The following is a 13,566-nucleotide window of genomic DNA, read 5'->3' as shown; positions in this document are numbered from 1 at the left end:
TTTCCCCAATGTACAGTGGTGTCCGAAGTCGATTTGCCTTATTGCTGGCAAAGTGCGATCCGAACCGACTGAAAAACGCGGGAAACACCATGCAAGATGACTTCGATGAATTCGACCGGTTCGACCGCGCGATTCTGACCACGCTCGCCGGGGACGGGCGGATCTCCATCACCGAGCTCGCCCGGCGCATCGGTCTGTCCAAAAGCCCCACCCAGGCGCGGCTGCGGCGGCTGGAGGAGCTGGTGGTGATCCGCGGCTATCGCGCCATTCTCGACCCGATCCGGCTGGGGCTTGATCATGTGGCCTTTGTCGAGGTGCGCATGCTGGATACGCGCGAGACCTCGCTGGGAGAGTTCAACGCGGCGGTGGCAGCGATCCCCGAGATCGAGCAGGTGCATCTGATCGCGGGCAATTTCGACTACCTGCTCAAGGTCCGCACCGCCGACATGCGCAGCTATCGCCGGGTGCTGGCGGAAAAGATCTCCACCCTGCCGCATGTCTCGACCACCTCGACCTATGTGGCGATGCAGGCGGTCAAGGAAGACGGGCTGGCGCAGCCGCCGGGCGGCGGCGAGGGCTGAGCAGCGCTCTGGTCAAGCGCGTGAATTTCCGGCAAGAGGGGCCGAGTCCCGCGTGACGGCGTGTCGGGCGCGGAGCCGGTTTCCGCGTCGGGCAGGTGCTGCGGCGAGACAGGGAATTCCGGGCGCCAGCCGGCCCCGGTCGCGTCGTGCGGGCGTGGTGGAATGGTAGACACAAGCGACTTAAAATCGCTAGGGCCTGGCCCGTGCGGGTTCGACTCCCGCCGCCCGCACCAATTTGACGGACCTGCCGTGCGTCGCGCGATTCCAGGCCTGCATGAGCCAATCGAAGGGTGATGAAAGCCATCGAACGGACGGTCGGGGCGGGCGCGGAAGTCGTCCTGCTCTCCTGACTGCTCATCGCGTCCACAATGCCCCTGGGGGATGCGGGGGAGGGCGGACGCCTGTAAAATAGCGGCACGGTGCGGCAACAGCGATGGCGCGGGGGCCGGGCTGGGCGTTTTCGGCGCGCCCGCGTTGCGGCATCATTTGCGGTCGGCTAGCCTTTCCTCCGGCGGGTGCCGGGAATTTCTTTTGATCTTTTCATCTGATGGGGGTGGTATGCGTTGGATTTGCTGTGTGATTGCCCTGATCGTATCGCTGGCGCTGAGCGGTTTGCCTGCGCAGGCGGAACGCGCATTGACGACCTCCGATCAAGCCACCGTCTTCATCGCGTCGGGTACGGCGCGCGCCTCTTTCGGCACGGTCTATATGTCGGATGGCGGGCGCGACCGGGCACGGCTCGAAACCGAGCTCGGCTATGCCGGCATTGGCTATGAGCGCTATGTGACGCTTTCCAACGCGAACGCACGAGACATGCTGCTGGATGCGGATATGGTGACGGCGCTGCCGCTGCGGCTGCTCGCCGAACCCTTCGCGGTGCATTTCTTTGAAAATCCCTATTTCGCCTTCGTCGCCACGCCGTCCGGGCTGGAGCCGGTCAGCGTGACGCGCCCGGACGGGAAGGTTCTGGCGGCTCAGGATCTCGGTCCGCTCGCCGAGATCGCGCCGGCGCCCGTAGGGGGCGAGGATGGTGCGACGAGCTTGCTGGCGACCGCTGTGCCGCTGGTGCCAGGCCCGCTCGATATCCGCCGCTACGGCATGACGATCCCGCGCGACTGGCTGGGCGAGAAGCTGGCGAGTGCGGATATGAAACTCGGGGAGCTGTCGGAAATCGGTGCAGAGGGGCTCGCGGCCGCGGTCGCGGCGCCGGGGGAAGCGGTGATCTTTCTGGCGCAGCACCAGCGGCACCCGACATTGGCGCCAGTGTTCGAGCCGACGCTCGGCGCGCGATTCTATGTGGTCACCAATTTCGGTCTTCTGCCGGCCCGTCCGGAGGCGGCACCGGAGGTTCTTGCGCCGCCGGACCCCGCACCGGTCGCGCAGGCCAAGGCGGAACCGGCGCCCGATGTCGCCGCTGCTGAGCCGCAGGAGCGGCCCGTGGCAGAGGCGGTGGTGGCGGCGAGCGACCCGGGGCCCTATTTCGACCTCTCCTCTGCGGAGGTCTATGTGGTGTTGGCCGAGGACAGGGCGGCGCTCGACGAGGTGGTCTATGTCTATGTGCCGCGCGTCGCCTCCATCGAGGCCGGCACGTCGACGCAGATCGACCTCGTGTCATATGAGGATCATGGCTGGCGGCAACAGGCGGTACGCCGCTATCTGACCTGGATCGCCGCCGATCGTGGCGGCGATGTTCCGGCATTCAGCTCATACGACCGGTTTCGGATCATCGACGGCTCGCCTTTTCATGCCGGGCAGCTTACGGGCAAACTGCCTGCCATCCTGTCCTCGCAGCTTGCGCGCCCGGAATTCGACGCCGTGCGCGCCGTTCCCGGGCTCGCATATGCAGTCCTCGACCGGCACGGCATCACGCCGATCCGTCCCGTCGTCGGGCGACCGCCCGGCGAGCCGGTGCTGACAATCCCGGAGGGGCAGGATGAAGGCTTTGCCGACCGGCACCGGCGCGCCCGCACCGCGCCGGAATCCTACATTGTCCTGCCGCCGGACGGCGCGCCGCTCAGCGGCGTCTACCTCTTTACCAAAGCGCGGAAAATGCCGCGCCGCCTGGATCTTTCGATGCTGCCGGAAGCGCTTCGCGGGCCGGAGGCGATCTTTGCGCCCAAAGCCATCGGCCCGATAGATGAACTCCCGACAGAGGGGCAGTTGCGTATGCTGAACGAACCCGGAATGGCGTTTGTCTATGGCAGGAACTGGCTGGTGGATTTTTTCGGCGACCCGGTATTCGACCGGTTGTTTACCGGTGACCGCGCCATTGTCGATCTTGCCGGCACGCCCCTGGATCTGCCGGTGTTTCCGGCCTCGGCTCTGCGCGATGCCGGAGCCGAAACGGACCAGCCGGCTATGCCCGGCGCGGGGTTTTGCGGGGTCACCGAAGGGCCGCTTGTGCTCGCCGGAAGCCCGCGTGAGCCGGGAGCGGGGCAGGGTATGCGGTTCTTTGTGGCGGGGGGCGACTCCGCTGCGGTCGACCACGGTACGGCGGCGGGGTTCGGGCGCGCGCGCCAGTATCATACGCTGCCGGATGCGGTGCTGCGGGAGAGGGTGACAGGCCTCAATATCATGGAAGCGCTTGTATTCTCCGGCCCCGGGGTTCCGCTGAGGATCTTTGGAGCGGATTTCGAATGCGGAGCGCTTTTCGTGGCGCCGCTTTGAGCGGCGCCGGCGGGACAGGTCTAGCTCTGAGGCACGCTCTTGTGGCGCCCCAGCCGTTTCTGGGCGGCGATCCGGAACGGCGCGTTGGGGCCGCCGAAGCCGGTATAGGCGGGGCCGCGCTGCACGATCTCGAAGAACATGCCGCCGGCGAAGACGCGTGAATAGAGCTGGAAGAACTCCGCGCCATTCTCCTGATCGTAGAGAACATTCGCCGCTTGCAGCCGGGCGAGGAAGGCCTCGCTCAGATCGAAGCGCGCGGCAAGGTCGTCATAATAGTTCTGCGGGATCGGCAGCGGTTCGAAGCCCTGCCGGTCGAGCGCTTCGGCGGTGGCGAAGATGTCCTCGGTGGTCAGTGCGATATGCTGCACCGAGGCGCCGAAGTTTTCCGCCAGGAAACGACCGGCGAGGGTGCGGTGGGTCTCGGCGCCGTTCAGGGTGATGCGCAGCGCGCCGTCTGCCGCCTCGACCACCTGGCTACGTACCAGCCCATCCGGGTCGATCACATCGACCATCGGGGATTTTTCCATATCGAAGAGCGCGGTATAGAACAGCGTCCAGCTCAGCATGTCCTCATAGGACATGGTCTGTGCCAGATGATCGACGCGCATCAGCCCGGCCTCCGCGCCGTCCTGATCGACGGGGGTGAATTCCAGTTCCCAGACCTGGTCCAGTCCGCTTTCCGCGTCGATGAAATGCAGCACCGAACCGCCGAGCCCCCGGATCGCCGGGATATCCAGCTCTCCCGGCGCCACCGGCTGGCCGAAGGGCGCCGAGCCAAGGGCGGTTGCGCGCGCCACGGTGTCCTGCGCCGAGGTCACGCTCAGCCCGATATCGCAGATGCAGGTGCCGCGCGCGTTCCAGGCATGCGCGGCGTGGCCCTCGGTCTCGGCATTGACGACGATGCGGATGTCGTTCTGCTGCCAGAGGTCGATGGCCTTGTTGCGATGCCGCCCGGTGCGGCGGAAACCCAGCGTGGCGAGGAAGGCCGAAAGCCGGTCGACCTCGTCGCCCTGTGCGGCGAATTCGATGAAGGAAACACCCTGCGCCTTCACGCGGGCGGGGATCTCGGGCAGGTCCACCGGCGTGTCGGGCTCGGCCCGGCGCACATCGTCCATCAGCGAGATCAGCGCGCGGTAGCCGTCCTCGGCCACGCCGCGCGGGTTGTTGCCACGGAACTGGTCGTTGAAAATCTCGAGGCTGATCGGCCCGGCATAGCCGGTGGCCATGACCGCTTGCATAAAGCTGCGGATGTCCAGATCGCCCTCGCCGGGCATATTGCGGAAATGCCGCGACCAGTAGAGCAGATCCATGTCGATGGCCGGCGCATCGGCGAGCTGGACAAAGAAGATCTTGTCGCCGGGGATCGCGCGGATCGACTCGCTGTCGAGCCCGCGCCCCAGCGTGTGGAAGCTGTCGAGGATCAGCCCGATATTCGGATGATCGGCGCGGCGCACGATTTCCCAGGCGTCGCGGTGATCGTTGACATGCCGGCCCCAGGCCAGCGCCTCGTAGCCCACATAGATCCCGCGCTCCTGCGCGATGGCGCCCAGCTCGGCGAGGTCGCCCGCGGCGCGGTCGATGCCGCCAAGGCTGCGCGGATGCACCGAGGAGCAGACCAGGATGCGGTCGGCGCCAAGCTCCTGCATCACGTCGAACTTGCGCCGGGCGCGGTCGAAGGCTTTGCTGCGCAGCGGCTCGGGCAGGCATTCGAAATCGCGGAAGGGCTGGAACAGGGTGATCTCCAGCCCGTGGTCGCGGATCATCCGGCCCACTTCGCGCGGGCCGCCGTCATGGGCGATGAAATCCTGCTCGAAGATCTCGATCCCGTCGTAACCCGCGCCGGCGATGGCTTCGAGCTTTTCCGGAAGCGAGCCGGAAATGGACACGGTGGCGATGGAGGTCTTCATGGCAGGTCTCCTAGTATCCCAGAACGCGCGGCAGCCAGATCACCGTTTCCGGCACGAAGGTGAGGATCACCAGTACCAGAACCTCGACGAAGAAGAACGGCATGATCGCACGGATGAGCCGCGCCATGCCCACATTCGCCACCCCTTCGGCGACGAAGAGGCAGAGGCCCAGCGGCGGGGTGATCAGCCCGATCATCAGGTTGAAGATCACCAGGATGCCGAAATGCACCGGGTCCACACCCATGGAGACAGCGATGGGATGCATGATCGGCACCAGCACCAGCATCGCCGCGATGCCTTCGAGGAACAGGCCCACCAGCAGGAACAGAATGATGACGGCGAGCAGGAAGGTGGTCTTGCTGTCGACATTGGCGAGTACCCAGTCGGTCAGCATGTTGGGCACGCGGTTATAGGTCAGCAGCCAGTTGGCGGCGGAGACGGCGGCGATGATGATCAGGATCACCGCGCTGTCCTTCATCGCGCTGGCAAAGATCCGGGGCAGGGCGCCGAGTGCGATGTTGCGATAGACGAAAACGCCGAGGATCAGCGCATAGGCCACGGCGAAGCTTGCCGCTTCGGTGGGGGTGACGACGCCGAGCAGGATGGAGCCCACCACAAAGACCGGCATCAGCAGCGGCAGGATGCCGGCGAGCAGCGCCTGCCCGGCGCTCTGGCCGCTGTCGTGTTCGGCGGCGGCGTCGTGGTCGACCTTGACCATCAGCATGACATAGGCCGAGAGGAACAGCGCCAGCAGAATGCCGGGGATCACGCCGGCCATGAACAGCGCCGGCACCGAGACGCCGGAGACGATCAGCGCGTAGATGATCACCGGGATCGAGGGCGGAATGATCGGCCCGATCACCGAAGAGGCGGCGGTGAGGGCGGCGGCGAAGCTGCGGTCATAGCCCTTCTTCTCCATCTCGGGGATGAAGACGCGCCCGATGGCCGAGGTGTCGGCCACGGCCGAGCCCGATAGCCCGGCAAAGATCACCGAAGCCCAGATATTGACCAGTGCCAGCCCGGCGCGCATGCGGCCCACGATGACGCTCGCGAAACCGATGATGCGGCTGGTGATGCCGGATTCGTTCATCACCTCACCGGCCAGCACAAAGAGCGGAATGGCCAGCAGCGGGAAGGAGTTGAGCCCCTTGAACATCTCGGTCGGCACGATCCGCAGGGTATAGGGCAGATCGCCCAGCCCCATGAAGACCAGCAGCGCCGCGACGATGGAGATGGCGATGGGCACACCGGCCAGAAGGCCGACGATGAGAATGGCATAGACCATGGCTTACACCTCCGCCGGCGTCGTCAGACGCTCGGCCAGTTTCAGGGCGGCGGCGACCGCCAGCAGCGCGCCACCGAAGGCGATGGCATATTGATAGGGACCGACCCGTCCGAGCCAGACCAGCGCCTCGATCCCGGTGCTGGAGGCGAGCGCGTCGGCTGTCGATTTCAGGCCAGAGGCGGTGACATCGCCCCGGCGCATGGCAAAGACATGGCCGGCATAGGCCAGCGCCGCGCCGGTGATCACGGTGACCACATCGGAAAACAAAAACAGGATCCGGCGCACCCGTGCAGACAGCGTGTCGATCAGCACGGTAAAGCGGATATGGCTGTCGGTCAGATAGGCGAGCGCCAGGCCGAACATCACGCCGTAGATCGTCAGGTAGATCGGCAGCTCCTCTCCCCAGGTGACCGAACGGCCCACCGTGTAGCGGCGCAGCGAGTTGAAGAAGATCACGACGAAGACCAGCGCCATCGACGCTCCGGCTCCGAAGCCGCATACCCAACGTGCGAGCTTGATCAGTCTGTCCACGGGAGAGTTCCTTCAAAAGGTCCGGACCGGCGCGATCCGCCGGCCCGGGCAAGAGGTTTGATCAGGGATTATTCCGAAGCCGCGGCCACGGCGTCCTGAAGCCGGTCGATCCACTCGGCATCGTCGCCCAGCTCTTCGCGCAGGTAGGAGACCACGGCGGGCTGTGCCGCATCGGCAAAGGCCTGAAGCTCTTCTGCCGTCGGGCTGTAGACCTGCATGCCCTCGTCCTGCACCTTGGTCACGCCCTCGGCGGTGTTCCACTGCTGGATGGAGCGGCCCATATTGCCGGCAACGATGGCGGCTTTCTGGATCACTTCCTGCTGCGCCGGCTCAAGCCCCTGGAAGAACTCGTCCGAGATCAGGAGGAAGTCGGCGGCATACACATGGCCGTCGAGCGTCATGTATTGCTGAAGCTTGTGCAGCCCGTTGTTGTAGATCACGCCGACCGGGTTTTCCTGACCGTCCACGACGCCGGTGGAAAGCGCGTTGGGCAGCTCGGTCCAGGCGATGGGGGTGGGCTCGCCACCGAGCGCGCCGACCATCTCGATATAGAGCGGGATCGGCTGCACGCGGAATTTCAGACCTTCCATATCGGCGGGGGTGCGGATCTCGCGCTCGGAATTGGTGAAGTTGCGGAAGCCGGTTTCACCGTATGCCAGCGTGCGCAGCCCGGTCTGTTCGAGGCAGTGCTCGGCCAGCGCGTCGCCGAACTCGCCGTCCAGCACCTCCCAGGCGAGCGGCGCCGAGGAGAAGGTGTAGGGGATATCCAGCACGGAAGCCGCCGGGCAGATCTTGGACATGGCGCCGGAGACCAGCACCACCTGGGTCAGCCCGTCCTGCGCCTGGCTCACCAGCTCGTCCTCGTTGCCGAGCGCGCCGGCGGGAAAGAGCTCGACCGTCAGGTCGCTTTCGCCCTCGACGATGTTCTTGAAGATCTGCGCCGCTGCGCCTTTCTTGGAGCCGGTCCAGTCGTCCGGGTCCACATGGGCAACGCGCAGCGTCTGCGCGTTTGCGGCGGCAGCGAAGAGCCCCGCGCAGAGCGCCGCCGTGGCGGCAAGGGTCTTGGGTTGGAAACGCATGAAAATTCCTCCCTCTTGCGTTCTTGCGTGTCTCAGGTTCCCGCCGGCTGGGCCGGGCGGGTGTCGAAGGCGTCGAATGTCGCCCTCATGCGGTCGGGACAGGCGGGCCGCCCCGTGAAAAGCTCGAAGGCGCGCACCGCCTGGAATACCGCCATGCCGGTGCCGGGCAGCACCCGGCAGCCCTTGGCGCGCGCTGTCCGGAGAAGCTCGGTCTCGAGCGGGAAATAGACGATATCGGCGACCCACATGGCCGGGTCGATGAAAGAGGCCGGAACCGCCATGCCGGGCAGCTTGGCCATGCCCATGGGCGTGGCGTTGACGATGCCGTCGGGCCGGTCGGCGCCGCTCAGCGCCTCGGTCGCGGGAACGGCGCCCGCCACGGTGTTGGGGCGGTTCGTCATCACCTGTTCGGCGAGCTGCGCGGCGCGGGCCGCGTCGGTGTCGAGGATCGACAGCCGCCGCACGCCGCAATCGGCGAGCGCATGGGCGACGGCGACACCGGCGCCGCCGGCGCCGGCGAGCAGCACATGCTCCACGGCCTCGCCGGCTAGTCCGCGCCGGAAGCTTTCGGCAAAACCCCAGAGATCGGTGTTATGGCCGACCCGGCGCCCGTCGCGCAGCACCACGGTGTTCACTGCGCCGACCGCGCGCGCATTGTCGGAAAGCTCGTCGAGCAGACCGATGACCTCGATCTTGTAGGGGTAGGTGACGTTGAGCCCGTCGAAACCGCAGGCCTCGGCGCTTTCCAGCATCGTCTTCAGCGGCAGCTCGCGGCGGGCGGGCTCGTCCATGTCGAGGATGCGATAGACCGACCCCAGCCCCTGCGCCGCGGCTTCCTCCATATGCATGCGCGGGGTGCGCGACAGCGCGATCCCACGGCCGATGAGACCGGCCAGCATGGGGCGTTCCGTGGCGACGGGCTGATCCAAGAGCTTCTCCTCCATAGGCGCTTCGATTCGTCGCAATAATGAACCAACGGGTTAATTCGGTCAATCCAATTGAACCAGCGGGTTAAGATGTTACCATGGCCGCGCGGCGCGCGTTGCCGGTCGGAGGGGAGAGCACTGTTGGACAAACCTGCCAAGCTCAGGAGCTGGAAGCAAAATCCCGAGGCGGTGCGAGCGGATATCCTGCGCGTGGCGCGGGCGGAATTCGCCCGGACCGGCCTGTCTCGGACCCGGATCGACGACATTGCGGCCAAGACCAAGACCTCGAAACGGATGGTCTTTTACTATTTCGGCGACAAGGAATCGCTCTATCAGGCGGTGCTGGAGGAGGCCTATGCGGAGGTGCGCGCGGGCGAGGCGGAGCTCGATCTCGAGGATCTCGCGCCAGATCATGCGCTGCGCAAGCTGGTGGAATTCACGTTCGACCACCACCGCCGGAACCCGGATTTCATCCGGCTGGTCATGGTCGAAAACATCCATGACGGCAGCCATATGCGCAATATCGAGCGGCTGGCGGAGCAGAACGTCGCGGCGATCCGCGTGCTGGAGCGGATCTGCGAGGCGGGCCGGGCCAGCGGCGTGTTCCGCGAGGATATCTCGCCGCTGGCGCTGCACTGGCGCATCAGTGCGATGAGCTTTTTCAACGTCTCCAACCGCGCGACCTTTACGCTGAATTTTGGCGATAGCCTGTTCGACGAAGAGGGGCAGGCGCTGCTGCGCGAAGAGGCGGCGCGCAGCATCGTGTTGTCGGCGCTGAAGAACCCGGGCTGCGCGACGCCCTGACCCTTCCGCGAACGGGCGCGCGCGTCAAACCCTTGCGGGCTTTCCTCGCGGCAGAGCGGACGGGCCAGACGAGGTTCCGGCCCGTTTCATTGCTTTCCTATGCGGCGTCGGCCATTCCCAGCCGCCCCTCGTTCAGGAAACAAACCCTGTCGAAGGCGGAAAGGTCGAGCGGGTTCGGCAGGCGGATATCCGAAAGCCCGGGCATGGTCCTGCCGCTTAGATCGAAGGACCGGTCGACTTGGGATATGATGGCGCAGAGGGCTCCGGTTTCCTTCACAAAGCGCCGCAATGCCGCGATCTGACTTTCGAGATCGGGAGTGCTGCGCTTCTGATCGAGCAGTTGCAGGTAGTCGATCACCGCGAGCGCAGGGGCGCCTGACCTCTCAAGGCAGCGAATGATGTGATCCGCCGTTATGTCGTCTGACGTATCCACATGCACGGCCCTTGCATCGGCGGAGGGGCGCAGATCGAGCTCTGAAAGCCGCTGCCTGACGTCGCGTTCGTGGTAGTCGAGCGTGAAGAAGAACCCGGTTCTGCCGAGCGAGCCGGCGCGCGCCGCGAGTTCCAGACCGAGCAGGGTCTTGCCCTGTCCGGGCCGCGCTCCGATCAGGATCAGGTCGCCGGGAGCCAGCCGCGACAGGACGGCTGCCGCCGGGCGCGCCTGCGGCGCCTGCGAGGCGAGATGGCTCCAGCTCTGATAGCCTTCTTCGTTGGCAACGCGATCCAGCGCCCGGTGCAGGGGAATGCCCTGCTGGCGGGCGAGATCTCTGGCGTTGCGTTTCAGCCTGTAGATGGGGGCGGAGAGATGCATAGTCTGGTCCTCCTCTTCCGAGCAGCCGACGCAACCCCTCCTGATGCATATGCTCGGACGAGACAGGTCCGGAATGACGATGCTCCGCATGATCCATGCTTCCCCGATGGAGGGGGGCGGCCCGAGCCAGGCACGGGGGCAGTCTAGCCGGGCGGTGCGGGAAGGCTCAAGTGGCAAATCCCGGCCACCGGTGCGAAAGAGAAAGGCCGGAGCGATGCCCCGGCCTCTGTGCTGTGCGAACCGCAGGAGCGGCGCCTTTAGCCCGGTACGTCCTCCAGCCCCTCGGGCTGGCCCACGACGACAAAGCGCAGCGCGTCGGGTTGCAGCAGGCGCTTTGCCACGCGCCTGACATCCTCCGCCGTCACCGCCTCGACCTCGGCGTTGCGGGTGACCACGTAGTCCGGGGTCAGCCCGTCCATCTGCATGCCCACGAGAATGCGCGCGATGGGGCCGTTGCCGTCGAAGCGCAGCGGGTAGGCGCCGGTGAGATAGGTCTTGGCCTGCGCCAGCTCGGCATCGGTGACGCCCTCGCTTGCCATCCTGGCCCATTCGTCGCGGATCACCGAGATCGCCTCGCCGATGCGGTCATTGGCCGAGGCGACCCGGCCCAGATAGAGCTCGGCATGATCCATTGGCATCAGATAGGAATAGACCCCGTAGGTCAGGCCGCGCTTTTCGCGCACCTCCTTCATCAGCCGCGCTTCGAAGCCGCCGCCGCCGAGGATCGTGTTCATCACATAGGCGGCGAAGAAATCCGGATCGTCGCGCTTCAGCCCTTTATGGCCGAAGAGCGCCACCGATTGCGGCGTGTCGAAGGGTACGACCGTGGTGCCGGCCTGGGTGGCGACGTCAACATCCTCGGGCAGTGGCGCGCCGGTGGCGGGCAGGTCGCCGAGCAGCCGGTCGATCAGCGCCGAGAGTTCTTCGGGAGAGATGTCGCCCGCCGCGGCGATATAGACCCGGTCGCGGGCCAGCGCCGCCCGGTGCGCGGCCACCAGATCGTCGCGGGTGAGGGCGGTGACGCTCTCCACCGTGCCGTCGGGCTGCGAGCCATAGGGGTGATCGCCAAACACCATACGGTCGAACTCGGCATTGGCGATGGCGTCGGGATCCTTGAGGTCGCTGCGGATGCCGGAGAGCACCTGCGCGCGTACCCGCTCGACCGCATCCTCGCCAAAGCGCGGATCGACCAGGCTTTCGCGCAGCAGCGCCACCGCCTCGTCGCGGTTCTCGGTCAGGAACTTGGCCGAGACCGACACGGTGTCGGGCCCGGAATCGTAGCGGAAGCTGGCGGCCAGCGCGTCGCGCGCCTCGGCAAAGCCGCGTGCGTCGTACTCGCCGGCGCCCTCTTCGAGCAGGCCGACCATCAGGTTGGTTGCGCCGCGCTTGCCGGGCGCGTCGAGCGAGGTGCCGCCCTCGAAGCGGATCTCCAGCGAGGTGAAGGGGATTGAGGGCTCCTCGACCAGCCAGGCGGTGAAGCCCATCGGCGTTTCGACCGTCTGGATATCGGCGGCGGCGAGGGCGGGGCCTGCGAGGAACAGGCTGGCGACGAAGGCGAGAACCGGTTTCATTGGGTCACCTCCTTGGGGGCGTCCTGCGTTTCTTCGGGCATCAGATAGCCGGTGACCGATTGCTTGCGGTCAAAGACCTTGCGGGCCGCCGCCACGATCTCCTCGCCGGTGACCGATTGCAGGATGTCGGGCCAGGCCTGCACATCCTCGACCGTCAGGCCGGAGGTCAGGGCGCTGCCGTAGCGCCGGGCGAGCGACTGCACGTCGTCGCGCTCGTAGATCTGATCGGCGCGGAGCTGGAACTTGATGCGCTCTAGTTGATCTGGGTCGACGCCCTCGTCGATGAAGGCGGCGAGCGTTTTATCGAGTGCCGTTTCCAGCTCGGGCAGAGTCACGCCCGGAGCGGGTACGGCGACGAGGCCAAAGCTCGAATCGTCATAGGAGGTGCCGTCGTAGAAGGCGCCGGTATAGAGCGCCGCCTTGCTGTCGAATTGCAGGTCGCGGTTCAGAACCGAGGTCTGGCCGCCGCCGAGGATCTCGCTCAGCAGCGTCAGCGCCGCCGCCTCGCGCTGGTCGCCCGGATCGCGCTCGGGCGCGAGATAGCGGCGCATCACATAGGGCTGGGCCACGCGCGGATCACGGAAGGTCAGCCGGCGCTCGGCAAGTTGTTGCGGCTCCTGCGGGCGCGCGCGCGGCGCGCCGACTTCCGGGTTCGCGGGCAGGGGGCCGTAATGCTCTTCCGCCAAGGCTTCAACTTCGTCGGGCGTCACGTCGCCGGCGACGATCAGGATGGCGTTGTTGGGGGCGTAGAAGCGGTGATAGAAATCATAGGCCGCGTCGAGATCGAGCGTTTCCATCTCGTCGCGCCAGCCGATCACCGGCACACCGTAGCGGTGATTGAGATAGAGCGCCGCGCCCAGCTGCTCGCGCATCAGCGCGGCGGGATCGTTCTCGACCCGCATATTGCGCTCTTCGATGATCACGTCGCGTTCGGTGAGGATGTCCTCCTCATCGAGCCGCAGATTGACCATGCGGTCAGCCTCCATCTTCATCATCAGCCCCAGCCGGTCGGCGGCGATGCGCTGGAAATAGGCGGTCTGGTCGTAGGAGGTGAAGGCGTTGTCGTTGCCGCCGTTCTCGGCCACGACCTTGGAGAACTCGCCCGGCGCCAGCGTATCAGTGCCCTTGAAGAGCAGGTGTTCGAGGAAATGCGCAACGCCGGACCGTCCGGGCGTCTCATCCGCCGATCCGGCGCGGTACCAGACCATCTGGACGACGACGGGGGCGCGGTGATCCTCGATCACCACCACATCCATGCCGTTGTCCAGCGTGAAGGTGGTGACCGGCTCTTGCTCATCGGCCAGCGCGGGGAGCGCTGCGAGAGCCAGGGCGGCACAGGCCGCGGCGAGTGTCTTCATCGGCAAAGTCTCCGGTCTGAACTCAGAATGTTGGGGGCAAGGTACG

At 66.1% G+C, this 13,566-nt stretch carries 11 protein-coding genes and 1 tRNA gene; 4 read left to right on the top strand and 8 right to left on the bottom strand.

Annotation, left to right across the window (positions count from 1 at the left end; all coding sequences use genetic code 11):
- The first annotated feature begins 89 nt into the window (after window positions 1–89).
- The 3 genes from I6N89_RS10550 (at window position 90) to I6N89_RS10540 (ending at window position 3,248) form a co-directional block, all read left to right on the top strand.
- Window positions 90–581, top strand: a complete 492-nt coding sequence (locus I6N89_RS10550) for an Lrp/AsnC family transcriptional regulator (RefSeq protein ID WP_207018415.1) — start codon at window positions 90–92, stop codon at window positions 579–581.
- Between the two features lie 148 nt (window positions 582–729).
- A tRNA-Leu gene (locus I6N89_RS10545) sits at window positions 730–814 on the top strand.
- Between the two features lie 343 nt (window positions 815–1,157).
- On the top strand, window positions 1,158–3,248 hold the full coding sequence (locus I6N89_RS10540) for a hypothetical protein (protein WP_207018414.1): 2,091 nt from the start codon (window positions 1,158–1,160) through the stop codon (window positions 3,246–3,248).
- Between the two features lie 20 nt (window positions 3,249–3,268).
- On the opposite strand, the gene I6N89_RS10535 is transcribed toward I6N89_RS10540, so the two are convergent.
- The 5 genes from I6N89_RS10535 to I6N89_RS10515 all read right to left on the bottom strand — a co-directional run bounded on the left by I6N89_RS10535 (window position 3,269) and on the right by I6N89_RS10515 (window position 8,979).
- On the bottom strand, window positions 3,269–5,155 hold the full coding sequence (locus tag I6N89_RS10535; RefSeq protein WP_207018413.1) for a bifunctional sugar phosphate isomerase/epimerase/4-hydroxyphenylpyruvate dioxygenase family protein: 1,887 nt from the start codon (window positions 5,153–5,155) through the stop codon (window positions 3,269–3,271).
- Between the two features lie 10 nt (window positions 5,156–5,165).
- On the bottom strand, window positions 5,166–6,440 hold the full coding sequence (locus I6N89_RS10530) for a TRAP transporter large permease (protein WP_207018412.1): 1,275 nt from the start codon (window positions 6,438–6,440) through the stop codon (window positions 5,166–5,168).
- A 3-nt stretch (window positions 6,441–6,443) separates the two neighbouring features.
- A complete protein-coding gene (locus I6N89_RS10525) occupies window positions 6,444–6,971 on the bottom strand; it encodes a TRAP transporter small permease (RefSeq protein WP_207018411.1) in 528 nt (175 codons plus the stop codon).
- A gap of 68 nt (window positions 6,972–7,039) precedes the next feature.
- Window positions 7,040–8,050: a DctP family TRAP transporter solute-binding subunit gene (locus I6N89_RS10520; RefSeq protein WP_207018410.1), complete on the bottom strand. Its 1,011-nt coding sequence runs from the start codon at window positions 8,048–8,050 to the stop codon at window positions 7,040–7,042.
- A gap of 32 nt (window positions 8,051–8,082) precedes the next feature.
- Window positions 8,083–8,979: a shikimate dehydrogenase gene (locus tag I6N89_RS10515; protein WP_236016544.1), complete on the bottom strand. Its 897-nt coding sequence runs from the start codon at window positions 8,977–8,979 to the stop codon at window positions 8,083–8,085.
- Between the two features lie 138 nt (window positions 8,980–9,117).
- Between I6N89_RS10515 and I6N89_RS10510 the strand changes: the two genes are divergently transcribed.
- Complete coding sequence (locus I6N89_RS10510; RefSeq protein WP_207018408.1) at window positions 9,118–9,780, top strand: TetR/AcrR family transcriptional regulator; 663 nt, start codon at window positions 9,118–9,120, stop codon at window positions 9,778–9,780.
- A 97-nt stretch (window positions 9,781–9,877) separates the two neighbouring features.
- Here I6N89_RS10510 and I6N89_RS10505 read toward each other — a convergent pair whose 3' ends face one another.
- The 3 genes from I6N89_RS10505 to I6N89_RS10495 form a co-directional block, all read right to left on the bottom strand.
- Window positions 9,878–10,591, bottom strand: coding sequence for a DNA helicase (locus I6N89_RS10505; RefSeq protein WP_207018407.1), 714 nt, complete (start codon window positions 10,589–10,591; stop codon window positions 9,878–9,880).
- A 257-nt stretch (window positions 10,592–10,848) separates the two neighbouring features.
- Window positions 10,849–12,162, bottom strand: a complete 1,314-nt coding sequence (locus tag I6N89_RS10500; RefSeq protein ID WP_207018406.1) for a M16 family metallopeptidase — start codon at window positions 12,160–12,162, stop codon at window positions 10,849–10,851.
- Entirely contained in the window at window positions 12,159–13,520 is a 1,362-nt protein-coding gene (locus I6N89_RS10495) for a M16 family metallopeptidase (RefSeq protein WP_207018405.1), read from the bottom strand. Before I6N89_RS10495 ends, I6N89_RS10500 begins: the two co-directional genes overlap by 4 nt.
- Window positions 13,521–13,566: the final 46 nt, after the last annotated feature.

This window comes from Salipiger abyssi (genome assembly GCF_017311415.1).
In the GTDB taxonomy this organism is placed as follows: domain Bacteria; phylum Pseudomonadota; class Alphaproteobacteria; order Rhodobacterales; family Rhodobacteraceae; genus Salipiger; species Salipiger abyssi_A.
The sequence above is the reverse complement of the archived record's forward strand: the minus strand, read 5'-3'. Positions and strand labels throughout refer to the sequence as shown.